Genomic DNA, 25,304 nt, shown 5'->3' on the forward strand with positions numbered 1-25,304 from the left:
TCTCTCTTAGGTAAGCCGGTTCTTCGCCAGCGGTGGATTTTTCGCGAAATAGCGGCGGATGCCGGTGACGATGGCATCGGCCAGCTTGTTCTGGTAGCCGTCGTCCAGCAATTTGGCCTCCTCCTCGGGGTTGGAGATGAAGGCTGTCTCGATCAGGATCGAGGGGATGTCGGGCGCCTTGAGCACCGCGAAGCCGGCCTGCTCGACCGAGCCTTTGTGCAGGCGGTTGATGCCGCCGATCTCGCCCAGCACGGAGCGGCCCAGCTTCATGCTGTCGTTGATCTGCGCCGTGGTGGACAGGTCGAACAGCACGCTGGCCAGCTGCTTGTCGTGGCTCTTGACGTTGACGCCGCCGATGGTGTCGGCCAGGTTCTCCTTGTCCGCCAGCCAGCGCGCCGCCGACGAGCTGGCGCCTTTTTCCGACAGCACGAACACCGACGAGCCGCGCGCGGTCGGCTGCACGAAGGCGTCGGCGTGGATCGAGACGAACAAATCGGCCTGCACCTTGCGCGCCTTTTCCACCCGCGTGCCGAGCGGCACGAAGTAGTCGCCGTCGCGCGTGAGCATCACGCGCATGTTGGGCAGGTCTTCCAGCTTGGCCTTCAGGCGCTTGGCGATCGCCAGCACAATGTCCTTTTCGCGGCTGCCGTTCTTGCCGGAGGCACCGGGATCCTCGCCGCCATGGCCGGGATCGAGGGCGATGGTGATCATGCGTACCAGCTTGCCGTTCTTGTCGACCTTGTCGGCGGCCTTGGTTTGCGCCTCGGCGGTTTTGAGCTCGTTCTTCAGCTCCTCGCGCGGCTCGGCCTTGAGGTCGGGCTTGAGTTCGGCCAGCTGCTCCTTCGGTGTCGCTGAGGGCGCGGGCGCGGGATCGGACCAGTCGCCCTTTTCAATCATGGCGGCGATCGGGTCGACCTGCCTGACCGGGTACAGGTCGAAGATCAGGCGGTGCTTGTAATTGCCGGCCGGCGGCAGCGTGAACACCTGCGGCGTGACTTCCTCTTTCAGGTCGAACACCAGCCGCACCACGTTCGGGCGGTTCTGGCCCACGCGCACCTGTTTGATGTACGGGTCGTTCGACTGGATCTTGGCGACCAGCGATTTCAGCGTCGGATTCAGCTCCAGGCCTTCGATGTCGACCACCATCCGTTCCGGATCCTTCACGATGAAGTGGGTGGCCTTGAGGTCGGTGTCGTTTTCCAGCGTGACGCGGGTGTAGTCCTCGGCCGGCCATACGCGCACGGCCAGGATCTGCGCCGCGTTGGCGCGCAGCGGCGCGGTGACCGACAGCAGCAGGGTGGCGCCGGCCTTCAGGACCGTGCGGCGGCTCACATGTTGGGCGCGAATTTGAGGCGTTGAAGGCATGAGTTACCCAAGGCGGTGGACGCCTGCAATTCTACATCACGACCGAGCCCGGCCACAGTCAAAAACACGTTCAGGTCAGGCGGCGGCAGCACGCCGTCGGCCTTTTCCGGCCATTCGACGATGCAGATGTTGTCGCCGTTGAAGTCCTCGCGGAAGCCGGCGTCGAGGAATTCCTCGGCGCTGGCCATGCGGTACAGGTCGAAATGGATCACGCTGACGGCGCGGCCGTCGAGCTGGATGCTGTACGGTTCGGACAGGGTGTAGGTCGGGCTTTTCACGGTGCCGGTGTGGCCGGCCGCGTGCAGCAGGGCGCGGGTGAGGGCGGTCTTGCCGGCGCCAAGGTCGCCGTGCAGGTGGATCGCCAGGCCTGGCGCGAGCGCGCGCGCCAGCGCCGCGCCCAGGGCGGCTGTGCCTTCTTCGTCATGGAGATGGGCTGTGAAGTGCTGCATCAATTAAAATGTCGTATGGTTGGAACGCCAGCCATTGTACCTTTTAGCCCGCGCCGATGTCCCTCAATGAAACCAATTTAGCCGAACTTGCCCTCAGCATCAAGCGCTGGGGCGTGGAGCTGGGCTTTGCCGAAATCCGCATCACCGACGTCGACCTCAGTCACGCCGAGGCCGGCCTGCAGGCCTGGCTGGACGCCGGCATGCATGGCGAAATGGATTACATGGCGGCCCACGGCATGAAGCGCGCCCGTCCCGCCGAGCTGGTGCCGGGCACCATCCGCGTGGTCAGCGCCCGCATGAACTACCTGCCGAGGGACACGGAAAACGACTGGCGCGAGCGCGAACAGGCGCGTCTGGCCGATCCCGGCGCCGCCGTCATCTCGATCTACGCGCGCGGCCGCGACTATCACAAGGTGCTGCGCGCCCGCCTGCAGCAGCTGGCCGACAAGGTGAAGGCGGAGATCGGCGATTTCGGCTACCGCGTGTTCACCGATTCGGCGCCGGTGATGGAGCTGCCGCTGGCCGAAAAGGCCGGCCTGGGGTGGCGCGGCAAGCACACCTTGCTGCTGTCGCGCGACGCCGGCTCGATGTTCTTCATGGGGGAGTTCCTGGTCGACCTGCCGCTGCCGGTGGATGAGCCGACCGGCGCGCACTGCGGCCAGTGCGCGTCCTGCATCACGGCCTGTCCGACGCAAGCCATCCTCGGGCCGGGGCGGCTGGACGCGCGCCGCTGCATCTCCTACCTCACCATCGAACTGAAAAACGCCATTCCGCTGGAGCTGCGCCCCCTGATCGGCAACCGCGTCTACGGCTGCGACGATTGCCAGACCGCCTGCCCGTGGAACAAGTTCGCCCAGCGCGCCGTGCTGCCGGACTTCGACGAGCGCCATGGCCTGGGCCAGGCCTCGATGGTGGAACTGTTCGCCTGGACCGAGGATGAGTTCAACCGCAAGATGGAGGGCAGCCCGATACGCCGCATCGGCCATGAGCGCTGGCTGCGCAACCTGGCGGTGGGGCTGGGCAACGCGGCGGCGGCCGGCGCCAGGGGCGACGCCGCCATCGTGGCGGCGTTGTTGGCGCGGCGCGACGATCCCTCGCCGCTGGTGCGCGAACACGTGGAGTGGGCGCTGGCCTGTCATTTCGTCCAGGACAAAGTGATATAATTGGCAAGACATCAAGGGGAAGATTAAGGGGGGATCTTGTCCAAGCCTGACGCCGAAGTGCAACCATACCGCGAATTATCGCCCTTGCGCCTGTGGCGCGGCGGCAGCCGCCGCCAGCAAGCCTGCCTGTTCGGCGGCTGGCTGGCGGCGCTCGCCCTGTGCGTCGGGCTGGGCGTGGGCATGGTGGTCTGGCGCTGGTCCGGCATTCCCTTCGAATTTGGCGGCGTGGCCATCTACCTCACGGTCTACCCGCCGCTGTGGATTTGCCTGCTGCTGACGCTCGCGCTGGGCTGGTGGTGGGGCGCCATTCCGGCCTACTGCGCCACCCTGGCGCTGGGGCTTTACTCCGGCATGCCGCTGCCGTGGGCGCTGCTGTTCGGTCTCGCCAATCCGCTCGGCTTCGCGGTGATGGTGATCGGCTACCAGGCCATCTCCATGCGGCGCGACCTGCGCGGCCTGAGCGCCTTGCTCTTCTACGTGCAGCAGTCCTTCGTGGCCAGCGTGTTCAGTTCCAGCGGAGCGCTGATCTGGAGCTACACCAACGACTATGACCGCACCGCGCTGCTGCCGGTGTGGCAGGGCTGGTGGCTGGGCGCCTTCCTGCAAAGCGTGTTGATCGTCGGTCCGCTGATGGCGATGCTGTGGCCGCGCGCCGAGCGCTGGCTGGCCGCTCACCCGCAACTGATGCGCGATACCCCGGCGCGGTCGCGCGTGTCGCTGCTTGGGCTGCTCGCCTCGATCACGCTGGGGGTGGTGGTGTACGGCTACGCCACCTTCAGCCTGGCCGAGGCGCAACTCAACCACGACGCGCTGCGCCAGACCATGTGGATCTTCTACTGGGTGTTCGTGGCCATCGTGCTGTTCATGGCGTTCTTCGGCTACCAGCTGTTCACGCATTGGCAGAAGTCGCAGGACGTGCTGCTGGAGGCCCTGCAAAAGCTGGCCACCACAGACGCGCTGACCGGCTTGCTGAACCGGCGCGAGGCCGACCGCCGCCTCGCCGCCGAATGGGAGCGCACGCGGCGCTCGGGCCACAGCACGGCCATGCTGCTGCTCGATATCGATCACTTCAAGCAGATCAACGACCGCTATGGCCACCCGGCCGGCGATGCCGCCCTGCGCCAGCTGGCCAATGTGATGCGGTCGGTGATGCGCAAGGTCGATTTCGGCGCGCGCTACGGCGGCGAGGAATTCCTGATCGTGCTGCCGGAGTCGGGCCAGCGCGGCGCGCACGCGTTCGCGGAGCGCCTGCGGCAGGAGGTGGAGGAGGCCGTGGTGCGGCATGAGCAGCTGAGTTTCCAGATGCGGGTCAGCATCGGCGTGGCGATCGTGCGGCAGGACGAGGCCAGTTACGAGCGCTGGTTCGCGCGCGCGGACCAGGCTCTGTACCGCGCCAAGCAGGGCGGGCGCAATCGCACCGAACTCGATCGGCCGGCGGTTGAGAAGCTGGCCTGAGTGGGCTACACTCGTTGGGTTCTTTCCTCACAAAGGCCCAAGTAATGCAAACTTCAATTAGATTCATATCGCTGCTGGCCGGCGCATCGATGACCCTCGCCGCGCACGCCGTTTCCTTCGACGATTGGGCCGACAAGGTCGCCAACGCCAAGGTGCGCAACGATCCGGAGCAGGCCACCCAGAAGCAGTACTTCGAGGGCAAGGAGCAGGATGCGCTCGACCGCAAGCTGACGCCGAACACGGTGGTGTTCCGCGCGGCCGAAGTGGCGGCCGCCAAGAAGTCGCTGGCGCAGCTGGCGAAGATCGACCAGTCCGCGCTGACGCCGCAGCAGCGCGCCAGCGCCGCCACCATCGCCTGGAGTTTGCAGGGCACGGTGGACGCGTATCCGTACCGCGACTATAACTTCGTGTTCAACCAGTTCACCGGCCTGCACGTGCAGATCGTGAACTTCCTGTCGCAGCAGCATCCGATCCGCAACCGCCGCGACATCGAGAACTACCTGGTGCGCCTGAAGGCGGTGGCGGGCAAGATGGACACCGGCATCGTGCAGGCGCGCGGCGCGGCGGCCAACGGCATCCTGATGCCAACCTTTATCACCCAAGCGTCGATCGGCCAGCTCGATCGCTTCCTCGACGGCGCGCCGGACGGCAATGTGCTGGTGGCCTCGCTGGTGCAGCGCATGGGCGCCGTGAAGGACCTGCCGGCGGCGGACCAGGCCAAATTCGCGGCCGATGCCACCGCCATCGTCAAGCAATCGATCATCCCGGTGTTCCAGCGCACCCGCGCGCTGCTGCAGGAGCAGCTGCCGCGCACCAACAACGACGCCGGCTTGTGGCGCCTGCCGCATGGCGACCAGGCCTACGCCGTCGTGCTGCGCCAGATGACCTCCACCGACTACACGCCGCAGCAGATCCACGAGATCGGCCTGCGCGAAGTGGCGCGCATCGAGAAGGAGATGAACGGCCTGCTGGTGTCGATCGGCTACAGCGAGGGCAGCATCAAGGAGCGCATGGCCAAGCTGGAAAAGGATCAGCAGCCGAAGGAGGCGGACCCGCGTCCGCAGCTGCTGGCGCGCTACGACGCCATCATGCGCGACGCCGAGGCGCGCGCGAAGGAATTGTTCGACATCGTGCCGAAGGCGCCGGTGGTGGTGAAGCGCGAGCCGCCCTTCACCGAGAAGACGGCGGCGGCGCACTACACCGGTCCGGCCAAGGATGGCACGCGTCCGGGCATCTTCTGGGCGCCGCTGCCGGGGCCTGAGTTCCGCATCGTCGGCATGCGCACCCTGGTGTACCACGAGGCCGTGCCGGGCCACCACTTCCAGGTCGCGCTGCAGCAGGAGAACACCGGCCTGCCGCGCTATCGCCGCGACCGCGTGTTCGGTGTCGGTTCGGCCTATGGCGAGGGCTGGGCGCTGTACGCCGAGCAGCTGGCGGCGGAAAACGGCTGGTATGGCGACGACGTGGTGGGCCGCCTGGGCCAGCTGGACGCGGAACTGTTCCGCGCGCGCCGGCTGGTGGTGGACACCGGCCTGCACGCGATGAAGTGGACGCGCCAGCAGGGCATCGACTACGGCATTCCGCCGGCCGAGGTGGACCGCTACGTGGTGATGCCGGGCCAGGCCTGCGCCTACAAGATCGGCATGATCCGCATCCTCGACCTGCGCGCCAAGGCGCAGAAGGCGCTGGGCGACAAGTTCAACATCAAAGGCTTCCACAACACCGTGCTGGAAACCGGCAACGTGCCGCTGTCGGTGCTGGAAAAGGTGGTGGACGAGTGGATCGCCAAGCAGAAGGGCTGATGCCTGCCATGGTTCAGAAGAGGGTTTTTCTTGGGAGCCCTAGGCTTCAAGCTCTTTAGAAAGTTTCACTGCATGCCGCTTGCCGTGGATTCTCCACAATGGATCTTGATGTGGATGGCCGCCAGGGTATGTGACGATGCCGCTTGATAAGTATGCTTTCACCTCTTCCTCATTGTTGGGGTTATATGGGCTGTCTGGGTCGTAGACGTATTCAGGGGCCGCTGCGATTGCTGCTTCAATTTGCTCTTTAGTAAAGGATGGATTTGAAATATTTTTGGGTGTCATAACGATCTCCATATCTGCAAGAAATAATTCGCGCATCATCACCAACCGGCGTCCAAATCAGGAGGACAACGCGGCCATGTAGTAATCCCAAGCTGCGGATGCGAAATTCTGTATGGTGGGCCGACCTGTCTTCTTCAGAATTCATCGCATGATCAAAAACAGAATCAAGGTTTGCAAAGTCAATGCCATGACGTTTCAGATTCTGGACCCTCTTGTTTTCATCCCAGGTAAGCATGGGACGATGTTGTCACTTCATGGTAGGCCGCCGTTTGAGGCGAATCAAGCGGGGTGAGGTGCGATTTATTGTTTGCGGGATAGCAAGAGGAGAGTGACGGGGGCCATACTAACAAGGCGCCGGCACCAGCAAACTGTTGCCAGCACTCTGCGAACCACCGATCTTATTTCAGCAGGCCGGCCAGCTCCACGGCGGTTTTGACCTGCATTTTGTCGAAGATGTGGGCGCGGTGGACTTCCACCGTGCGCATGCTGATGCCCAGCTGGTCGGCCACCACCTTGTTCATCTTGCCGGCCAGGATCAGGTCCAGCACCTCGCGCTCGCGCGTCGACAGCGTGGCCAGGCGGGCGTGGACGGCGGCGGTTTCGCCGGCGCGGCGCGAGGTGGCCAGCGCTTCCTGCACGCGGTCCATCAGCTGGTTGTCGTTGAAGGGTTTTTCGAAGAAGTCGAAGGCGCCGCGTTTCAGCGTGTCGACCGCCATCGGCACGTCGCCGTGGCCGGTCAGGAAGATCACCGGCATGCGCTGCGCCAGGCCGCGCGCCAGCAGCTGGTCGAACACCGCGACGCCGTTCATGTCGGGCATGCGCACGTCCAGCAGCACGCAGTCGCCGTCGGCGTCGAGCGCGCCGCCGCCGGTATGTTCAAGGAAGCGCGCGCCCGATTCGTAGGCGCGCGCCGGGATCGCCCGCGAAGTGGCCAGCCAGGTCAGTGCGTCGCGCACGACCGCTTCGTCGTCGACGATATGCAGCATTGCTTGGTCTCCTGTGCCGTTGCCAGCGGCTAGGCCGCTGGCACGAAACGTTAATATCGGTCCCGCCAGGGCGGGCCGGCACGGAAACGCTCCGCGCCAGAGCGCATTTTAGCGCAGTCCGGCGCAGGGATCGGCGGCCGCCCGTTCAGTCGCTGACCTCGAAGGCGGCCGGATCGAGTTCGCTCAGCCTGGCCGGGGCGCCGTCGCGCGGCGGCTGCAAGGCCTGCTGGCTCAGGCGCGCGCGCAACTGGGCCAGGTAGTCGGCGCGGCAGCGGCGCAACACGTAGTCGCGGAAGTTGTCCTGTTCGAGGTCGCGCCAGGCCCGTTCGCGCCCCGCGTCCGAGCGCGCCACGGCCGCGTTGCGCTGCGCGGCCGACAGGTCGGCGTCGCCGGCCGCCAGGCGGGTGTAGCCATAGCGGTCCATGTAGTCGCCGGTCAGCGTTTCAATCACGTTGATCTCGTCGGCCGACAGCTGCTGCCGGAACTTGTCGATGTTGGCCACGATCGGCGGGTAGCAGTTGGACGACCACAGCGCCGACAGCTGGGCGATCTGGCGCGCCTCCTGCGAGGCGCCGATGTCGAGCATCTGCGGCAGGAAGTCGATGTCGAGGAAGCCGCACAGCGCCTCCAGGGTGGCGCGCTGCTGCGACAGGAAGTCCTCGTAGCGGATGGTCAGCACGCGCTGCGGGTAGCGCTGCATCACGCGGTCGGCGGCGCGCTGCGCGGCCACCCAGGTTTCCGCGTTCAGGCGTGTGTCGAAGTCGTGGATGATGGCGCGGTTCATCGACGCCACCTGGGCGCGCGGATCGCGCACCACGTTGATGAACTGCATGTCGGGCAGCAGCTGCATCAGCTCGTCCGCGTAATGGACGTTGTCGAGCGACTTGTCCATCACCACGCGCGCGCCCTGATGCTCGCCGGCGCGCAGCAGCAGTTCCCAGTGGATGCGGTGGATGCTGCGCGGCTGGTGGCGCAGGGCCTCGAAGATCTCCACCGGGTCGAACACCATGCCCGGCCATTTGACCATGCTGACCGCCTGCAGCCCGCACAGGTCGGTCACCAGGCGGAAGTAATGGCGGTCGTCGCCGAGGTCGCCATACAGGGGCAGCAGCGGCATGAAATCGACGATGTGCAGCGGATACGGCGAATAGAATTGCGGCGCCATGTTCAGCCGCAGGCGCAGCGCGTGGCTGCCGCAGCGGCGCAGCGGGATCATCATCACGGGGCGCGGGCGCGCGCCGGCCGCGGTGGTGGCGGGGGTGTTGGGGGTCATGCTTGTCTCCTCAGAAAAATAGCCAGCCGCCCAATGCGGCGGCCAGCACGATCAGGGCGGCGTCCAGCCGCAGGCGCAGCAGCGCGAACAGCGCGGCCGCGCACCACGCGACGGCCAGTGGTTGCACGGGATGGGCGTTGCCGATGGTGAAGGCGGCCGCGAACACCATGCCGGCCAGCGCGGCGCGCATGCCGCTCAGCGCGGCCTGCACCGAGACGCTGGCGCGCACCCGCTGCATGGCGCCGCTGGCGGCGATCATCAGCACGGCGCTGGGCACGAACATGCCGATGGTGGCCGCCGCCGCGCCCGCCAGGCCGGCCACCTTGAGGCCGACCAGCGCCGAGCTGATCATGGCGGGGCCGGGGCTCAGCTGGGTGATCGCCAGCGCGTCGACGAATTCGCGCGGCGTCAGCCAGTGGTAGGCGTCGACCACGGTGTGCTGCAGCAGCGGGATGAACACATAGCCGCCGCCGAAGGCCAGCAGGCTCATGCTTGAGAACACGCCCAGCAACTGCAGCAGGATGGGCGAGGCGCTCAGCACCGCCAGCGCGCCCAGCGGCAGCACCAGCAGGGCGGCCAGCCGCTGCGGTCCGCGCCGGCGGCCGGCCGGCGCCATGGGCGACATGGACGACAATGGAGCGGCGCTGGCCGCGGTGCCGGCGCTGGCGGCCGGCGTGTGCGCCGGGGAGCCATAGCAGCGGTAACCGATGGCGGCGGCGATGGCCATCACGGCCAGCGTGGTGGCCAGCCCGGGCAGCGCCACCATCACCACGGCGGCGGCCACGCCCAGCGCGGCCTGGCGGCGGTCGCGCACCGCGCTTTGCCACAGGCGCCAGCCGGCGGCCAGCACGATGGCCACGATGGCCGGCGCGATGCCGCGAAACACCGGGCCCAGCGCCGCCATGCCGCCGTAGCGCAGGTAGAGCGAGCCCAGCGCCACCATGCACAAAAACGCCGGCAGCACGGCGCACACGATGGCGATGGCGGCGCCGGCCACGCCGCGCAGGCGGTAGCCGGCGTAGGCGGCCACGTTCACCGCCACCGGGCCGGGCAGCACGGACGCCAGCGCCAGGCCATCCAGCAGTTCGGCCGGCGCCAGCAGGCGGCGCCGCTCGCACAGCACCTGCTGGGTGACCGAGACCATGGCCATGAAGCCGCCAACGCTGGTGCAGCCGATGCGCAGGAACAGCAGCGCCAGCATGGCCAGGCTGACTGGCGCGGCGGCCGTCAGCGCGGACGGCGGCGCCTGCAGGGTGAGGGGATCAGGACGCATGGCGGGGCGGCGCGTCCGGCGCGAAATAGGCGCCGAAGCGGCCGATGAACTGCGCCAGCTCGGCGGCCGGCAGGCGGTTGATGCCGGCCGCCGCCTTGCGGCCGCCGCCGCTGTCGAATTGCTGGCACAGCATGCAGGCGCTGCGCGCCAGCGGCTGGCCGGAGCGCACGCTGATCAGGTAATCGCCGTCGCTGCGGGTCAGCACCACGGCGAACGCGGCCTGCGGCGCCGCCGCCGCCAGCCGGTTGGCCAGCACGCCGCTGCCGCGCCGCGCCCAGGGCGCCGCCGGCAGCAGGTAGACCGCGTTGCCGTCCTGCTGCCAGTGCGGTTGCAGTTCCTGCAGCCGCGCGCAGTCGGCGCGGTAGGCCGCGTGCAGCTCGCGGTACAGCGGGGTTTGCATGAATTCGAACGGGTCCTCATACGCGTGCAGCGCCTGGTACAGCGCGGCCGGGGCGATGTGCAGGTCGGCCTCGGATTCGCCGTAGGCGTTGTAGTTGAGCGTCTGGCCCAGCTCGGCCAGCGCGGCGGTGCTGGCCGCATCGAGCGCCATGCTGTCGGCCAGCGCCCGCGCGGCGGCCGCCAGGTTGTCGCCAAACGCGGCCGCCACCGCCCACGGCCGGTAGCGGCCGCCGAGCTGGCGGTCCACCAGGATGCTGGTGCAAACCTCGGGCGCGCCGTCGCAATGCAGTTCCAGCCGGGGATGCTCGGAGGCGCAATCGGCCGCGTGGTGGTCGAACCAGGTGACGCGGGCGCCATCGTCCAGCAGGCGCCGCAGTTCGCCGGCGTTGGCGTCCAGCGATATGTCGAGCACCAGCAGCGCGCTGCCGGCGCCGTCCGGAACGCGGCGCAGCAGTTCGATGTCGCGCTTGGCGCCGGTGATCAGCGTGCGTTGCGCCGGCGTGTGCAGGCGCAACATATGCAGCGCGCACAGGCCATCGGCGTCGCCGTTGAAGATGTCGTAGTCCATGGTTTCAGCGCAGGCGTGGGGCCAGGTGGCGCCGCAGTTCGGTGCAGGCCTGTTCGATGCTCAGCTGGGCCGTGTCCAGCGCCAGCGCCGGCGCCGTTGGCACCTCGTACGGCGCCGAAATGCCGGTGAACTCCGGGATCAGGCCGGCGCGGGCTTTCTGGTACAGGCCCTTGGGGTCGCGCTCCTCGCACACCGCGCAGGCGGTGCTCACATAGGTCTCGATGAAGTTGTCGGCGCCGATGATGGTGCGGGCCAGCTCGCGGTCGCTGCGCAGCGGCGAGATGAACGCGCAGATCACGATCAGGCCGGCGTCGTTCAGCAGCCGCGCCACCTCGGCGCTGCGGCGGATGTTCTCGCGGCGGTCGCCGCTGCTGAAGCCGAGGTCGCTGTTCAGGTGGTGGCGCAGGTTGTCGCCGTCCAGCACGTAGGCCAGCCGGCCCTCGCTGCACAGGCGCCGCTCCAGCGCGTAGGCCAGGGTCGACTTGCCGGCCCCGCTGAGGCCGGTCAGCCAGACCGTGGCGGCCTGCTGGCCCAGTTGCTGCAGGCGCTCGTGGGATGTGACGGCGCCAGTGTGCCAGAAGACCTGGGGTAAGGTCTGCAGTTGTTCAATGCTGCCCATGTAAGCTCCCGGAGAGTATCAGGTATCAGACTTGTTCCCAGGCGTCGGCTGGCGCCTGCTGCGATTTGGTGGCGCCGTGCGTCAGGCGCGGCGCCGGCTTGTTGCGGCCCAGCGCGGCGACGCTGGCCGGGCGCTGCGCGACAGTGCTGAGGCGGAAGGTGCTGACCACGTCGTTCAGGCTGTTGACCTGGTCCTGCATCGCTTGCGCGGCGGCCGCCGCCTCCTCGACCAGCGCGGCGTTCTGCTGGGTGACGTCGTCCATCTGGGTCACGGCGTCGTTGATCTGCTCGATGCCGGCCGTCTGCTCCTGGCTGGCCATCATGATTTCCGACATGATGTCGGTCACGCGCTTGACGCTGGACACCACCTCGTCCATGGTGGCGCCGGCCTGCTCGACCAGCCGGTTGCCGGCCTGCACCTTGTCGACCGAGTCGCCGATCAGTTCCTTGATTTCCTTGGCGGCGGCGGCGCTGCGCTGGGCCAGCGTGCGCACCTCGGTGGCGACCACGGCGAAGCCGCGTCCCTGTTCGCCGGCGCGCGCCGCCTCCACCGCCGCGTTCAGCGCCAGGATGTTGGTCTGGAACGCGATGCCGTCGATCACGGCGATGATGTCGACAATCTTGTGGGCCGAGGTGTCGATGGCGGCCATGGTGTCGACCACCTGGGCCACCACCGCGCCGCCCTTGGCCGCCACGTTGGAGGCCGACGCCGCCAGCCCGTTGGCCTGGCGCGCGCGGTCGGTATTCAGGCGCACGGTGCTGGTCAGCTCCTCCATCGAGGAGGCGGTTTCCTCCAGCGTGCTGGCCTGCTGTTCGGTGCGCGAGGACAGGTCGAGGTTGCCGTTGGCGATCTGGCCGGCGGCGCTGGCGATGGTTTCGGTGCTGACGTACACCTGGCCGACGATGCGGGTCAGGCCGTCGCGCATGTCCTGCATCGCGTGCAGCAGGCTGTGTTCGTCGCCGCGGCGCGTGTGGATCGGCACGGTCAGGTTGCCGGCCGCGATTTCCGCCGCGATGGCGGCCGCCTGCTCGGGTTCGCAGCCGAGCTGGCGCACCACGCTGCGGGTGATCAGCCAGGCCGCCGCCACGCTGCACAGCAGGGCCAGCGAGCCGGCGATCAGCATCTGGTTGCGGGCGCGCTCATACGCCGCCTCCGCCTGCGCCACCGCCTCGGTGTTCTGCTTTTCCTCCAGCGCGATCAGCTCGCGGATCATTTCCCACCATTTCTTCTGCACGGGGCGGAATTTGTAGCGCAACAGCTGATAGGCCTCGTCCTGCTGCTGGCCCAGCGCCAGTTCCTGCGCCTGCTTGTAGAACGGCGCCGCCAGTTCGGCCTGCTGGCGGATTTGCTCCAGCAGTTGTTTTTCCTCGGCGGTGGTGATGCTGCCGTCGCCAAACATGCGCGTCATGGTGGCGACGGCGTCGGCGAATTTCTTTTCCTGGTCGCCAATGCGCTTGATCTCGATCTGGATTTCCTTCTCTTCCTTCAGCAGGATCAGGTTGCGCAGCGCCAGCGCGCGCTCGGTGACGGTGAGGTCCATGGTCTGCGCCAGCCTGGTTTCCACATCGTTCACCTTGGTAATTTCGATCATGCGGTCCTGGATCTGCCGCATGCTGGTCAAGCCCAGCAAAATGACCACCAGCAGCAGCGCCGACACCAGGCCGAAGCCCACACCCAGCCGCTTGGCTACCGTCATGTTTTGTAACTTCATGTTTTTCCCCTAACTCAAAATACATTTGCTGCATACACATATGCGCAATTCGCATATGACATCTTAGGGGGTGTTTTCGTTTGAATTGTCTCCATTAATCACTTTTAGCGCGGGCGCAACAAAAGAAATAACCGGAAAAGGTATTGACGTTTCTGTGTGGAAACTGTATATAGCGGGGCGTGCAACGTGAGCGAAGTGTTAACTATCGGTTACTTTTATGTGTGAAGTGTGGAAGGGAACATAAGGACGCGGATTCAGGCGGCGTCGGCGGCCGCCGGCAGCTGGAAGGTGAAAATGGTGCCACCTTGCGGGTTGGCGCGGGGCGTTCTAGCGCGGTTGCGTGGCCAGGTGTCTCCGGGAGCATCAGAATGGTCCCATCCGGTGCGGTCTGGTTCAAAATGATCCAGGTACGCGAGAATTTCTTATCATTCGATACCAAGCCCAAGCCCCAGTAGCCACTGGCAGACATTCTGGCCAGATTGCGGTCCGGCCGATGCTCATGCTTTCGCTGACGTTCCGGACGCTCAGGCCCTGTTCTGTGATCATCCGCTTCGCCGTGTGCACCGCTCCGCGCCACGCCGATCGCACACAGATCCAATGCCCCCTCGGTACGTCCTGATGTTGTCCTATCGCCGCGCTCGCCGGTTGCGGTCAACCGACCAGTTACTCACTCTGCTAACTCGTTGCAAAGAACCGGGCCATGCAAGACGGTATCTGACCCCGTGCGCCCGTGCATGGGCACCGGCCCGGCTGGTTTGATAGTCGAACACAACGATGGGTGGGCCGGCGTCGTGCACGCCGGAGCGGTAAGCCCACAGATAGGCGTGTTTGGTTTTTCCGCTACCGGGATCGGGTTGGCGCACCGGTGTTTCGTCGGCAGGCACGCCTGTTGCCGCAATAGTTCGGCGAGCCGGTCGGCCAGCGGCTGGAGGGCCACGCCGATGCGCCCGATCCATTCGGCCAGCGTCGAGCGCGCCAGCGGCACGCCCTGGCGCGCGGCGATCTGCTCGATCCGGTACAGCGGCAGGTGATCGAGATATTTGCAGGCCGTGATCCACGCCAGCAGGCCGGTGGCGGCCGGCGGGATAGTCGTGGCCGTCACCGTCTCGCACGGACGGCACGCGTACTGCGGGCGGATGTGGCGATGCACGAAGAAGCGCGCCAGCTCCACGTCCAGTTGCTCGCTGACGTCCTCGCCTATCTTGACCAGGTCGGCGCCGTAGCCAAAGTGGCGGTGCTGGTCGTTGGCGACCGTGCTCCATGTGCTCAGCCGGTTGCTCTGGCTGTCCATCACCAGGTTGAAGTTGCCGGCGCCGCTGTTGTGCGAGGTGCGGTTGCCCACCAGGTCCGCCGTCGTGCTTTCAGACAGCGGTTGAGCGCATCATGCCCCAATCGCCCCTCGGTCCCTGCAACAGCGGGCCGCGCCCTGTTGAACGGCTCGCTATGCGATATGGTGTGCTTTTAGAATTGCCATACTTAATGCTTTCCGCCAGCAGCCAGCACTGCATCTTCCGCTCGCTTTGCGGCGACAGGATCGGTTTTGCTTATTTCCTGAATTAACCGCCTGATCTCCTCCCTGTGCGCTGGATCTTGATCACCCATCAATAAGGCGATCAATTCTAGCTTGGGATTCGTCTCCGGACATTTGGCCGCCTGACGAAACCAGCGGATTGCATCCTCTGATTTAAGCGTGAAATTGCTGTGGTATCTGGCCAACTGATAAGCAGCTTGGCAGTCCCCACCGCGTGCGCGCGCTTCTAGGCCCGCGATGTCTCGCGGAGATAAATTGAATTCCGCACTCGGACTTACGGCCATCGCATCACGCTCCTTTTCCAGAAGCCCATATCCGGCCCACAGGGCAAACAGAAGGCAGATAACCACAGCAAGTGTTTTCATTGGCGTGTAGGCGAGAACGATTTCCAAGGTCCAGGCACGCCTTGAGAAGGTCCGCTTGGATAAGGACCCGCCCCACGCAAACCTGACAAGTCATACCATGTGAAATCCATGGGGGCGGTAACATCGACTCCAAGTTTATCAGCCAACTGCTGCGCAAATGCCGGTTTCCCATTGCGTGATAGTCCCGTATTACATGCGCCAAGAATGACAGGCCGACCATTCCAGTTGGGATCATTGCGAATCATTTGTGCGAGATCGCTGGGAAAAATCGGCTTGATACCATCCCGTCGATCCTCCATATTTCCAGGATTGCCATGGCCTGCCACAGTGTAGGCCCAAGGTACAGACCATGCATTCCCTCCCGGATAAGTAACAGCGTCATGAAAAAGGCCTTGGGGATTGAACAGGTTCATATTCGCAAGACCCAGTGGATCGATATTGCTGAGCGGGTTGCCGCCGACATACGCATAGGTGTTAATGCCACCAGCTAGTCCGATCGGATCGCTTTGGATGTAACGCCCCAGCGTCGCGTCGTAATACCGATGCCAGTTATACCACAACCCTGACTCCGCGTCGTACTGCTGGCCCGGGAAGCCGATGTTCAGTGGCACGGTGTTGACCGTGACGGCGCGGTCGAACGCGCTGTTGTTGGCGCGCCAGACCACGTTGCCGGCACTGTCGGAGAGCGCCTCCGGACGACCAACCTGGTCGTTGTGGCTGGCGTAGAACTGCCCACCGCGGGCGATGCCCAGCAGTTCGCCGCCCAGCCACACATACTCGGTGGCCCCCGGGCCGGTTTCGGCCAGCAGTTGGCCCGTCGGGCTGTACACGTAGCGCGAGACGCCGGCCGCCGCCGTCTTCTCCACCCGCAGGTCGAGCGCGTTGTACTTGTAGCTGCCCAGCGCCGCGCCGTTCTGCCGGAAGGCGCTCATGCGGCCGAACAGGTCGTAGTCGTAGCCAATGGTCGACAGCACGGCGCCGTTCTTGCGCTGTTCCGTGGCCAGGTTGCCGACGTTGTCGTAGACGCTGAAGTTACGGTAGCGGTCGCCGCTGGCGGAGGCCCAGTACTGCAGACGGTTGCTGGCGGTGTCGTTGGTGTAGTTGAACGCGCCGGCCGGCCCGGTGTGCGAGGTGCGGTTGCCCACCAGGTCCCAGCTGAACAATTCGCCGCCGGCGGTGCGCGCGGCCGAGGTCACCCGGTCGGCGCTGTCGTAGCCGTAGGTGTCCGACTTGCCCGCGTCCAAGCCGTCAGCGCGGGTCTTGAGACGGTCGGCCAGGTCGTAGCCCAACTGTAATTTCTGCACCGTCAGGCTGTCGATTGTGGCCAGCCGCCCGTCGTTGTCCAGCGTCAGCAGGCGCGGCTTGTTGTTGCCGAAGCGCCAGGCATATCGGCTACCGTTGACCGGCTGGTACTGGAACGAGTCGGCCAGCGTGCTCCAGAGTCCGGCCAGGCTGCTGGTCACACTCGCCAGCCTGCCAGTGGCGGTGTAACCGTAGGTCAGCTTGAGGCCGGACGGGTAGGTCAGGGTCCGCAGCCGCCCCACCGTGTCGTAGGTCCATCCGGTCGAGTAGGTTTGCCCCGTGATCGTCGCGGTCTGCGTGCTCAGTTCGCCCGCTGCCGTGTAGGTGTAGCTGGTCTGGCCGCTCGCGTTGCTGATGCCGGTCAGGTGACCGATGCCGTAAGTGCCCTGGTCATAGGTCAGGGTTTCCGTGGTGGTGCCGACGGTGCGCGAGGTCAGGCGTCCGAGACCATCCCAAGCATATTGAATGAGGGGGCCGTTGGCCCGCTGTTCGGTCGCCGTGCGGCCGCCCTGGTCGTAGGTGTAGATGGTGGTCCCGCTGTCGGGGCTGGCCACGGTCAGTACCTCGCCGAAGGCGTTGTAGGTGTAGTTGGTCTGCACCCCCCTGGCGTCGCGGATCCAGTCGCGGTTGCCGGCGGCATTGTAATGGAACTGCGTGGCGCTGCCTTCGGGCAGCACGGTGGCTTTGGACAGGCGCCGCTGGGCGTCATACTCAAAGCTCTGCGAGTTGCCGTTGGCGTCGGACAGCGACAGCAAATTGCCGTTCTTGTCGTAGCGGTAGTTCCAGGACTGGCCATTGTTGCCGGTCTTCGTGTACAGCCGGCCCAGCGAGTCGTCCTTGGCGGTGGCGACGAAATTGCCGTTCGCCACGGCCGAGGTGGCACTGCCCGTCCAGCCGGGCGTCTGGCGCGCCGAGCTGGTGGTGGTGGTCAGCGTCGGCACGTTGTAGGCAATCGTGGCGAAATTGTTCGCGGCGTCGCCCACCTGCTGCAAGCGGCCGCTGGCCGTGTAGCGATAGCGGCTGGCGCTGCCGTCCGGGTACAGGATGTCCGTGACCTGGCGATCGCCGTTGTAGCTATATGCGGTGAGGCGATTGCCGGTGGATAGGTTGTCGGTGCGCGACTTCAGGGTGGTGTTCAGGTTGTACGCCAGCGTATGGCTGATGCCGTTCAGATCCACCGCCGTTGCTGGCCTGCCCAGCTTGTCGTGGCCGCTGAACGACACCGGCTGTCCCAGCCGGTTGGTCACGCGGATCAGGTTGCCGAACGCGTCATATGCGCTGATCTCGGTCTGGTTGCCGGACGCCAAATAGTAGGTTGTGGTTTGGGTCGCCAGCAGGCCGTCGGGATGGTAGGTATAGGTGTAACCGACTTTGCGCTGCTCGCCGCTGATCAGGTCATTATCGGTCACGGTGTCGAGCAGCCCGTAGTCCGGCACGGCGCCGTCGTTCTTGTAGCTATAGTCGATGCGGCGGAAGGTACTGCCGTTGGCGTCACGGAATTCTGTCGAGGTGAGGCGGTTGTTGGGCCCCCAGTTGTTAAACTTGGTCAGCGCGTTGGCCGTGCCCGCTGCTGTCGTGACGCTGACCAGCGCCTTGGTGGCGTCGAAAAAGTATTGTGTCTTGTTGCCTTCCCAGTCCAAGGTGTAGTCGATGTCGCCGTTCACCGTATAGTAGGTCGAGGCCACCGACGCCGGGCAACTGGCGGTCAGGCTGCGCGATTGCGAGGCGATGCGCTTCTCGGTACGGTACGCGGTGTAGCTATAACGCGTGGTCTGGCCGCGCGCGTCCGTGACATCGGTGTAGTTGCTGCCATATACAAAGGATTCGAATTCCTCGCGGCCCGCCAGCGCGCTGTCGGTTACCCGCTTGCTGGCATCGTACTGGTAGGTGCTGTAGCGCACGCCGTTGATCTTGATGCCGGTGAGCAGGGTCGGGTCGCGGCCGTCCTCGTACACATACTCGCGGGAGTCAGCCGGCAGGCCGCTGGCCGCGTCCACCGGGGCGGTAACCTTCACCAGCATGTTGTTGCCGTCGTAGGCGTATTTCCAGCTTTGTCCGTTCGGGTCGGTCAACTGCGTCACCCGGTTGTTCACCCAGGTGAACTGGATCGATTGCCCGGCGGCGTTGGTGATCGACCCCACTTGCGTGGTTCCGTTCCAGTTATATTGGAGCAGGATGGCGCCGGTGCTGGCGATGAGCTTGTCAAACCGGCCGTCGGCAAAATAGCTGGCCCGCTGATTATTCTTGTATAGCGTGTACTTGTTCTGGGCGACGTCGAAGGTTAAATAGCCGACCGACGCCGGACCGGGATACAGCCTGAGCCCAGGCGGATAGCCGGGCGGCGAGGTCACCTTGTTCAGGACGTGCTCCGCCCCGGTCGAGTCAATCACGGTGACCGAATCGGGAACGCCATTGGTAAAGCTGTAAAACACCAGGTTCGGCTGTTCGATGCCGGCCAACCAGTTGGGACCGAACAGACGGCCCGCCTTGTGCATGCTGCGATAGGTGCGCTCCATCGACAGCCCCGACGGCGACTCGGCAACAAAATCCGTCTCCAGCTTGAACTTTTCACCGGTGGCGATCACCACAGGATTCGGCGTGGTCGGACTGGTGGTGGGGATGGCGTTTTCTCCCGGGCATAAGGGGTCAGTCAGCCCGCTATCGTTCTGCGCGTTGGGCAGCATGTTTTGAAAGGACGGGAGCCTGAGCGACGGCAGGTCCACTGGCGCCGACGGCCTGGACCAGCCGGGACTCTTGTCAGGGCCATCGCCTTTTATTTCGACCGTAGGGATGTCCGGGGCCGGGGGCGGCACTACCTGGGGAACATCGTTTTGCGCGGAGGTGCTCAGGCTCCCGGTGGTCAAAACCAAAGCGATGGCGGCGTGGTGCAGACGCGGATGCGGTGTCATGGATTTCCTCATTATGCCTTCCCGGATGCGGCCGGGACGGACCGTGTTACTTTTGTGGTTTAGGCCGTTTCACCATGACCTTCTGTCCACCCTGCTTGACGCAGCTGTCACGAGGCACATACTGGAATTCCGTGCCATCCTTGGGTTTCTTTTCGGATGCCTTGCAGTCATCCGAATTCGCGTCAGCCACGCATTCCTTTGGCTTGGCGTCAGGCAGTCCGAAGCACTTTTCCAGCTTCGCCTGAACGCCGACGGTCAGGAAGTAAGGCATCTCCTCGGCGGCGACCGACGGCGTTTCCTGGGATACTGCGGCAGCGGTGATCTGAACCAGGAATAGCAGCAAGCATCCCGTGGCGCACGTAGTCTTTCTTACCATCGATCGTTCCTTGTTCGGCTGTTAATGATGGCAAAACCGGCGGCGCGCAAGGGCGCGGCCGGAATGTCCTGCTGCGCAGTCTGGCATAACTTAAAAACAATCTTTCTATCCGATTGTCACAATTTGTTTTTTATTTATTCGGAACAGTGACCGGCAACTGGAAGGTGAAAATGGTGCCGCCTTGCGGGTTGGCGCGGAAGGTCAGGGCGCCGCCATGGAACTCGATCGCCGTGCGGCAGATGTTGAGCCCCATGCCCATGCCCTCGGCCTTGGTCGAGAAGAACGGCGAGAACAGGCGCTGCGCGACGTCGTCCGGAATGCCGTGGCCGTGGTCGATCACCGCCACGCTGACCTGCGCCGTGGCTTCGTCGTGGGACGCCACCACCTTGAGGATGCGGCGCTGCGGCGGCACCTGCGACATGGCCTCGATGCCGTTGCGGGTGAGGTTGAGCAGCACCTGCTCGATCATCACGCGGTCGGCGCGCACCGGCGGCAGGTCGGCCGGAATCTCCGTACGGAAGGAAACATAGCTCTGGCGCGCCTGCAGTTCGATCAGCGTGTGGATGCCGTCCAGCAGCGAGCCGATGGCCACCTCCTGGCGCAGCGGTTCGCGCTTCTTGACGAACTCGTGCACGCTGCGGATGATCTGGCCGGCGCGCTGCGCCTGCGCGCCGGCCTGCTCCAGCGCCGGCTTGAGGATGCCGCAATCGACCGTGTCGCCGCGCTCCAGCAGGTTGAGAGCGCCGGTGGTGTAGCTGGAGATGGCGGCCAGCGGCTGATTCAGCTCGTGCGCCAGCATCGACGCCAGCTCGCCCATGGTGGCCAGGCGCGCCGAGGCCTGCAGCTTTTCCTGCTGCTGGCGGTTGACCTCTTCGATGCGCTTGCGGTCGGAGATGTCGAGGATGGAGCCCATCCAGCCGGTCTGCTTGCCGTGGTTGTCCACCAGCGGCGCCTCGAACACCAGCACCGGCACGCGCTCGCCGTCGGGGCGCTGGAAGATGGTCTCGAACTGCGGCGTGACCTTGCCCGCCAGGACCGAGGCGAAGCGCGCCTCGTACTCGCTCATCGCCTCCGGCGCCCAGTAGGGCATGGGCGGCAGCTTGCCGACGATTTCCTCGGCCGGATAGCCGACGATCTGGCAGAAGGCCGGATTCACGTAGGTGATGCGGCCTTCCAGGTCGCGCGCGCGCAGGCCGGTCACCAGCGAGTTCTCCATCGCCGTGCGGAACGACATCTGCTGGCGCAGCGCGCCTTCGGCCGCCAGCCGTTTCGAGATGTGGCCCCACAGCGCGAGCAGGCTCCATAACAGGCCGAGCGACAGCACGATCACCGAACCGACCAGGAGATTCGGCAGCAGCTGCGGCTCGCTCTTGACGCTGTCCGTCACCAGCGTGACCGAGGCGCCCGGCAAATCGAGCGCGCGCTTGTGGGTGTAGACGCCGTGTCCCGGACCGGCGGCCGCGCGCCGCGCCAGCACCTTGTCGTCGCGGTCCACCAGCGTGACCTGGTTGTCCTGCGCGAACCACCACGGCACCATTTCGTCGAGCAGGGCGCTGGTCTGGTAGGTGGCGACCAGGTCGCCCAGGTATTCATTGCCGCGGAAGAGCGGCACGTGGTAATCCATCAGCACCGCCGACGGCGCGGCGGAGGGGACGTGGGTCTGCGCCTCCGGCTGGGTGTACATCGGGCGGCGCGTCTTGCGCGTGATTTCGGCGGTGGCCTTGGAGGCGGCCGACAGCTCCACCGGCGTGGCCAGCGGATCGCTGCTGCCGGCCAGTTGCCCGTCCGGCTTGATCCACACCACGCGCAGCAGCTCGTGGCCGTTCTTCAACAGGCGCGCCATGCGCTCGTGCAGCTGCGATGGCGCCAGGTGGCCGGCGGACAGTTCCACCGCCAGCGCGCGCAGGCTTTCCTCGTCGCGGGCCAGCTGGAAGCGGATGGTTTGCTCGACCCACAGGGTGTCGGCGATCAGCTGCTCCTGCCGCTCGTTGCTCTCCATCTGGCGCGCCTGCCAGGGCAGCCATATTAATATCGCCAGAAAAAACAACACCAGCACGATCGGCAGCAGCCAGCGCAGCGCGGTGCTGGAATGGAGGCGGCGGCGCGCGGCGGGCGCTGTGGCGGCGTTTGAGCTCATGGAGTCCGAGGTTAAGCTGGTCAAAAAGACGGGGGCATTGTGGTTTTCCACAGTTGTCACGCTTGCCGCATTTGATAAGAATCGACCAAAATAGAATAAGTTTAACTCGTTCCATCACATCAGGAGACTTCATGAAACTGAAACACGCCCTGCTCGTCCTGAGCGCGGCTCTGAGCTTCAACGCCTATGCTCAAGCGCCTATCGTCATTAAATTCAGCCACGTGGTGGCCACCGACACGCCGAAAGGCCAGGCTGCGGAGCGTTTCAAGCAACTGGCCGAGAAAGCCACCAACGGCCGCGTGAAGGTCGAGGTGTATCCGAACAGCCAGCTGTATAAGGACAAGGAAGAGCTGGAGGCGCTGCAACTGGGCGCGGTGCAGATGCTGGCGCCGTCGCTGGCCAAATTCGGCCCGCTGGGCGTGAAGGAGTTCGAGGCGTTCGATCTGCCGTACATCTTCCCGTCCAAGACCGCGCTGTACAACGTGACCGAGGGTGAGATCGGCAAGTCGCTGCTGAAGAAGCTGGAGCCGAAGGGCATCACCGGCCTGGCGTTCTGGGACAACGGCTTCAAGGTCATGTCGGCCAACAAGCCGCTGCGCGCGCCGGCCGACTTCAAGGGCCTGAAGATGCGTATCCAGTCGTCCAAGGTGCTGGACGCGCAGATGCGCGCGCTGGGCGCCAACCCGCAGGTGCTGGCGTTCTCCGAGGTGTACCAGGCGCTGCAGACCGGCGTGGTGGACGGCACCGAGAACCCGCCATCCAATATGTACACCCAGAAGATGCACGAGGTGCAGAAGTACGTGACCGTGTCCAACCACGGCTACCTGGGCTACGCCGTGATCGTCAACAAGAAGTTCTGGGATGGCCTGCCGGCCGATATCCGCACCGCGCTGGACAAGGCGATGAAGGACGCCACCACCTTCGAGAAGGCGATCGCGCAGCGCGACAACGACATGGCGCTGGACGCCATCAAGAAGACCGGCAAGACCGAGATCTACACGCTCAGCGTGAAAGAGCAGGCAGAGTGGCGCAAGGCGCTGCTGCCGGTGCACCAGCAGATGGAAGGCCGGATCGGCAAAGACCTGATCTCGGCCATCAATAAAGAAGCAGCCAAGTAAGGCTGCCGGCGGGGCGGCGCAAGGCCGCCCCGTTTTTTTTTCCTCCTTGGAGATAATATGAGATTCCTCGATAAACTCGAAGAATGGCTGATCGCGTCCCTAATGGGCGCGGCCACCGTGCTGATCTTCGTGGCGGTGGTGCACCGCTACCTGTCCGGCCTGCCGATTCCGGGCGTGCAGGATTACATGATCCAGCTAAACACCAGCTGGGCGCAGGAAGCCTGTATCTATATGTTCGTCTGGATGGCCAAGTTCGGCGCCGCCTACGGCGTGCGTACCGGCATCCACGTCGGGGTGGACGTGCTGATCAACCGCATGAACACGCCGTGGCGCAACAAGTTCATCGTCTTCGGCCTGCTGGCCGGCGCCCTGTTCACCGGCATCGTCGGCACCTTGGGCGCCAGCTTTGTGTGGGAAATCGCCCACACCGACCAGACCTCGGCCGACCTGGAAATGCCGATGTGGATCGTGTACCTGGCGGTGCCGGTCGGTTCCTATCTGATGTGCTTCCGCTTCCTGCAGGTGATGGTGGCGTTCATCCGCACCGGCGCCCTGCCCAAGCATGACCACTCGCATGTCGACGGCCTGGAAGACGAGCTGTCGGCGCAACAAAAAGGAGCGCATCCATGAACTCCCTGATTATCTTTGTCCTGCTGCTGGGGCTGATGCTGACCGGCATGCCGATCTCGATCTCGCTGGGCCTGACGGTGCTGACCTTCCTGTTCACCATGACGCAGGTGCCGATCGAGTCGGTGGCGCTCAAGCTGTTCACCGGCATCGAGAAGTTCGAGATCATGGCGATTCCGTTCTTCATCCTGGCCGGCAACTTCCTGACCCACGGTGGCGTGGCGCGGCGCATGATCAACTTCGCCAGCTCGATGGTGGGCCACTGGCATGGCGGCCTGGCGCTGGCCGGCGTGCTGGCGTGCGCGCTGTTCGCGGCGGTGTCCGGCTCGTCGCCGGCCACGGTGGTGGCGATCGGTTCCATCATCCTGCCGGCCATGGTGCGCCAGGGCTATCCGAAAAGCTTCGGCGCCGGCGTGATCACCACCTCGGGCGCGCTCGGCATCCTGATCCCGCCGTCGATCGTGATGGTGATGTACTCGGTCACCACCAACACCTCGGTGGGCAAGCTGTTCATGGCCGGCGTGGTGCCGGGCGTGATGCTGGCCTTCTTCCTCGGCCTGACCACCTGGTGGCTGGCGCGCAAGCACAACTATCCACGCATGGCCAAGGCCAGCTGGGGCGAGCGCTGGCGCACCTTCCGCAAGAGCGCGTGGGGCTTGGCGCTGATCATCGTGGTGATGGGCGGTATCTACACCGGTACCTTCACCCCGACCGAGGCGGCGGCGATGGCGGCGGTGTACGCCTTCATCATCGCGGTGTTCGTCTACAAGGACCTCAAGCTGCGGCAGGTGGGCAAGGTGTTGCTGGACTCGGCGGCGATGTCGGCCATGCTGCTGTACATCATCACCAACGCCGTGCTGTTCTCGTTCCTGATGACCAGTGAGAACATCCCGCAGGCCATGGCCGAATGGATCACCGGCCAGGGCCTGGGCGTGGTGACGTTCCTGCTGGTGGTGAACATCCTGCTGCTTTTGGCCGGCAATATCATGGAACCATCGTCGATCGTGCTGATCATGGCGCCTATCCTGTTCCCGGTGGCGATGAAGCTGGGGATCGATCCGGTGCACTTCGGCATCCTGATCGTGGTGAACATGGAGGTCGGCATGTGCCATCCGCCGGTGGGCCTGAACCTGTATGTGGCGTCCGGCATCACCAAGATGGGCATCACCGAACTGACCGTGGCGGTGTGGCCGTGGCTGCTCACCATGCTCGGTTTCCTGGTGCTGGTCACCTACATACCACAAATTTCCTTGTGGTTGCCAAATTTGATTTACTCTTAAAGCAGTTCGCTCCGGGCCGCAAAAAAATTTGCGAAAAAGCGTAATGGATACGTTATGATGGCGTCGCTCTCAGGGAAACGTGCATAACGATATGCAGCCCGGTAGCAAAGAATTGTAAGTGGGGAGTGTGTATAGAAACGGTACTCAATACCGGCACTAGATCGAGGAGACACACGTTTTACAGAATGTCGCTGTTATAGGGTCTGCAAGCCGCCACAAGCGCGCTACGGAACCAGGCAAGCGACCGGGAACGTGAAGCAGGATTTGAAAACGCACCGAACGGTGCGTTTTTTTTTGCCCGCGCCCTTTAC

The 25,304-nt window shown here is 64.8% G+C and carries 20 protein-coding genes and 1 pseudogene; 6 read left to right on the forward strand and 15 right to left on the reverse strand.

Translation table 11 applies throughout. The features are described from left to right. Positions 1-6: 6 nt before the first annotated feature. Positions 7-1,365, reverse strand: a complete 1,359-nt coding sequence (locus FHW83_RS04085) for an N-acetylmuramoyl-L-alanine amidase (protein WP_176645094.1) — start codon at positions 1,363-1,365, stop codon at positions 7-9. Next, positions 1,329-1,814 (reverse strand): tRNA (adenosine(37)-N6)-threonylcarbamoyltransferase complex ATPase subunit type 1 TsaE, encoded by a 486-nt coding sequence (gene tsaE, locus FHW83_RS04090; protein WP_176645095.1) that lies wholly within the window; start codon positions 1,812-1,814, stop codon positions 1,329-1,331. Before tsaE ends, FHW83_RS04085 begins: the two co-directional genes overlap by 37 nt. Before the next feature lie 56 nt (positions 1,815-1,870). Here tsaE and queG point away from each other — a divergent pair, with 56 nt between their 5' ends. From queG to FHW83_RS04105, 3 genes are all read left to right on the forward strand, one after another. Continuing rightward, the gene (gene queG, locus FHW83_RS04095) at positions 1,871-2,977 is read left to right on the forward strand and encodes a tRNA epoxyqueuosine(34) reductase QueG (RefSeq protein WP_176645096.1); all 1,107 of its coding nucleotides are present in this window, start codon (positions 1,871-1,873) and stop codon (positions 2,975-2,977) included. 36 nt (positions 2,978-3,013) lie between these two features. Further along, positions 3,014-4,432, forward strand: a complete 1,419-nt coding sequence (locus tag FHW83_RS04100; protein ID WP_218106094.1) for a diguanylate cyclase — start codon at positions 3,014-3,016, stop codon at positions 4,430-4,432. A gap of 89 nt (positions 4,433-4,521) precedes the next feature. Next, positions 4,522-6,234 carry a DUF885 family protein gene (locus tag FHW83_RS04105; protein ID WP_229224013.1) on the forward strand — a complete coding sequence of 571 codons (1,713 nt, stop codon included), beginning with the start codon at positions 4,522-4,524 and terminating at the stop codon, positions 6,232-6,234. A gap of 39 nt (positions 6,235-6,273) precedes the next feature. Here the strand turns inward: FHW83_RS04105 and FHW83_RS04110 are convergent, their stop codons facing one another. The 13 genes and pseudogenes from FHW83_RS04110 to FHW83_RS04170 form a co-directional block, all read right to left on the reverse strand. Continuing rightward, positions 6,274-6,561: a hypothetical protein gene (locus tag FHW83_RS04110; protein WP_176644981.1), complete on the reverse strand. Its 288-nt coding sequence runs from the start codon at positions 6,559-6,561 to the stop codon at positions 6,274-6,276. Further along, positions 6,482-6,754: a BrnT family toxin gene (locus tag FHW83_RS31265; protein WP_176645098.1), complete on the reverse strand. Its 273-nt coding sequence runs from the start codon at positions 6,752-6,754 to the stop codon at positions 6,482-6,484. Before FHW83_RS31265 ends, FHW83_RS04110 begins: the two co-directional genes overlap by 80 nt. A 163-nt stretch (positions 6,755-6,917) precedes the next feature. Continuing rightward, positions 6,918-7,505, reverse strand: coding sequence for a response regulator transcription factor (locus FHW83_RS04120; protein WP_176645099.1), 588 nt, complete (start codon positions 7,503-7,505; stop codon positions 6,918-6,920). Between the two features lie 145 nt (positions 7,506-7,650). Then, entirely contained in the window at positions 7,651-8,778 is a 1,128-nt protein-coding gene (locus tag FHW83_RS04125; protein WP_176645100.1) for a sulfotransferase, read from the reverse strand. 10 nt (positions 8,779-8,788) lie between these two features. After that, positions 8,789-10,051 carry a chromate efflux transporter gene (gene chrA, locus FHW83_RS04130; RefSeq protein WP_229224014.1) on the reverse strand — a complete coding sequence of 421 codons (1,263 nt, stop codon included), beginning with the start codon at positions 10,049-10,051 and terminating at the stop codon, positions 8,789-8,791. Further along, positions 10,041-11,018 carry a hypothetical protein gene (locus FHW83_RS04135; protein ID WP_176645101.1) on the reverse strand — a complete coding sequence of 326 codons (978 nt, stop codon included), beginning with the start codon at positions 11,016-11,018 and terminating at the stop codon, positions 10,041-10,043. Before FHW83_RS04135 ends, chrA begins: the two co-directional genes overlap by 11 nt. 4 nt (positions 11,019-11,022) lie before the next feature. Further along, positions 11,023-11,637, reverse strand: a complete 615-nt coding sequence (cysC, locus tag FHW83_RS04140) for an adenylyl-sulfate kinase (protein WP_176645102.1) — start codon at positions 11,635-11,637, stop codon at positions 11,023-11,025. A 25-nt stretch (positions 11,638-11,662) separates the two neighbouring features. After that, a complete protein-coding gene (locus tag FHW83_RS04145; protein WP_176645103.1) occupies positions 11,663-13,348 on the reverse strand; it encodes a methyl-accepting chemotaxis protein in 1,686 nt (561 codons plus the stop codon). A gap of 686 nt (positions 13,349-14,034) precedes the next feature. Beyond that, positions 14,035-14,588 (reverse strand): annotated as a pseudogene (locus FHW83_RS04150) (transposase); the annotation flags it as partial. A 236-nt stretch (positions 14,589-14,824) separates the two neighbouring features. Continuing rightward, a complete protein-coding gene (locus tag FHW83_RS04155) occupies positions 14,825-15,271 on the reverse strand; it encodes a hypothetical protein (protein WP_176645104.1) in 447 nt (148 codons plus the stop codon). Then, positions 15,241-19,455 carry an RHS repeat-associated core domain-containing protein gene (locus FHW83_RS04160; protein WP_176645105.1) on the reverse strand — a complete coding sequence of 1,405 codons (4,215 nt, stop codon included), beginning with the start codon at positions 19,453-19,455 and terminating at the stop codon, positions 15,241-15,243. The genes FHW83_RS04155 and FHW83_RS04160 overlap by 31 nt, the downstream gene beginning before the upstream one ends. Before the next feature lie 46 nt (positions 19,456-19,501). After that, positions 19,502-19,798, reverse strand: coding sequence for a DUF2282 domain-containing protein (locus FHW83_RS04165; protein ID WP_176645106.1), 297 nt, complete (start codon positions 19,796-19,798; stop codon positions 19,502-19,504). Between the two features lie 163 nt (positions 19,799-19,961). Further along, positions 19,962-21,968: a PAS domain S-box protein gene (locus tag FHW83_RS04170; RefSeq protein ID WP_176645107.1), complete on the reverse strand. Its 2,007-nt coding sequence runs from the start codon at positions 21,966-21,968 to the stop codon at positions 19,962-19,964. Between the two features lie 131 nt (positions 21,969-22,099). Here FHW83_RS04170 and FHW83_RS04175 point away from each other — a divergent pair, with 131 nt between their 5' ends. From FHW83_RS04175 to FHW83_RS04185, 3 genes are read left to right on the forward strand one after another with little or no spacing between them, the layout of a single operon-like run. Further along, positions 22,100-23,086, forward strand: a complete 987-nt coding sequence (locus tag FHW83_RS04175) for a TRAP transporter substrate-binding protein (RefSeq protein WP_176645108.1) — start codon at positions 22,100-22,102, stop codon at positions 23,084-23,086. 57 nt (positions 23,087-23,143) lie between these two features. Beyond that, a complete protein-coding gene (locus FHW83_RS04180; protein ID WP_176645109.1) occupies positions 23,144-23,716 on the forward strand; it encodes a TRAP transporter small permease in 573 nt (190 codons plus the stop codon). Further along, the gene (locus tag FHW83_RS04185) at positions 23,713-24,993 is read left to right on the forward strand and encodes a TRAP transporter large permease (protein ID WP_176645110.1); all 1,281 of its coding nucleotides are present in this window, start codon (positions 23,713-23,715) and stop codon (positions 24,991-24,993) included. Before FHW83_RS04180 ends, FHW83_RS04185 begins: the two co-directional genes overlap by 4 nt. The last annotated feature ends 311 nt before the right edge of the window (positions 24,994-25,304 follow it).

The organism is Duganella sp. SG902, from assembly GCF_013376005.1.
In the GTDB taxonomy this organism is placed as follows: domain Bacteria; phylum Pseudomonadota; class Gammaproteobacteria; order Burkholderiales; family Burkholderiaceae_D; genus Rugamonas.

Excerpts from the sequence above, each read along its gene's own strand:
- chrA (WP_229224014.1), bottom strand. The coding sequence starts at position 10,051 with ATGCGTCCTGATCCCCTCACCCTGCAGGCGCCGCCGTCCGCGCTGACG.
- FHW83_RS04120 (WP_176645099.1), bottom strand. The coding sequence starts at position 7,505 with ATGCTGCATATCGTCGACGACGAAGCGGTCGTGCGCGACGCACTGACC.
- FHW83_RS04145 (WP_176645103.1), bottom strand. The coding sequence starts at position 13,348 with ATGAAGTTACAAAACATGACGGTAGCCAAGCGGCTGGGTGTGGGCTTC.
- cysC (WP_176645102.1), bottom strand. The coding sequence starts at position 11,637 with ATGGGCAGCATTGAACAACTGCAGACCTTACCCCAGGTCTTCTGGCAC.
- FHW83_RS04085 (WP_176645094.1), bottom strand. The coding sequence starts at position 1,365 with ATGCCTTCAACGCCTCAAATTCGCGCCCAACATGTGAGCCGCCGCACG.
- FHW83_RS04105 (WP_229224013.1), top strand. The coding sequence starts at position 4,522 with ATGACCCTCGCCGCGCACGCCGTTTCCTTCGACGATTGGGCCGACAAG.
- FHW83_RS31265 (WP_176645098.1), bottom strand. The coding sequence starts at position 6,754 with ATGCTTACCTGGGATGAAAACAAGAGGGTCCAGAATCTGAAACGTCAT.
- queG (WP_176645096.1), top strand. The coding sequence starts at position 1,871 with ATGTCCCTCAATGAAACCAATTTAGCCGAACTTGCCCTCAGCATCAAG.
- FHW83_RS04135 (WP_176645101.1), bottom strand. The coding sequence starts at position 11,018 with ATGGACTACGACATCTTCAACGGCGACGCCGATGGCCTGTGCGCGCTG.
- FHW83_RS04180 (WP_176645109.1), top strand. The coding sequence starts at position 23,144 with ATGAGATTCCTCGATAAACTCGAAGAATGGCTGATCGCGTCCCTAATG.
- FHW83_RS04175 (WP_176645108.1), top strand. The coding sequence starts at position 22,100 with ATGAAACTGAAACACGCCCTGCTCGTCCTGAGCGCGGCTCTGAGCTTC.
- FHW83_RS04170 (WP_176645107.1), bottom strand. The coding sequence starts at position 21,968 with ATGAGCTCAAACGCCGCCACAGCGCCCGCCGCGCGCCGCCGCCTCCAT.
- FHW83_RS04125 (WP_176645100.1), bottom strand. The coding sequence starts at position 8,778 with ATGACCCCCAACACCCCCGCCACCACCGCGGCCGGCGCGCGCCCGCGC.
- tsaE (WP_176645095.1), bottom strand. The coding sequence starts at position 1,814 with ATGCAGCACTTCACAGCCCATCTCCATGACGAAGAAGGCACAGCCGCC.
- FHW83_RS04160 (WP_176645105.1), bottom strand. The coding sequence starts at position 19,455 with ATGACACCGCATCCGCGTCTGCACCACGCCGCCATCGCTTTGGTTTTG.
- FHW83_RS04185 (WP_176645110.1), top strand. The coding sequence starts at position 23,713 with ATGAACTCCCTGATTATCTTTGTCCTGCTGCTGGGGCTGATGCTGACC.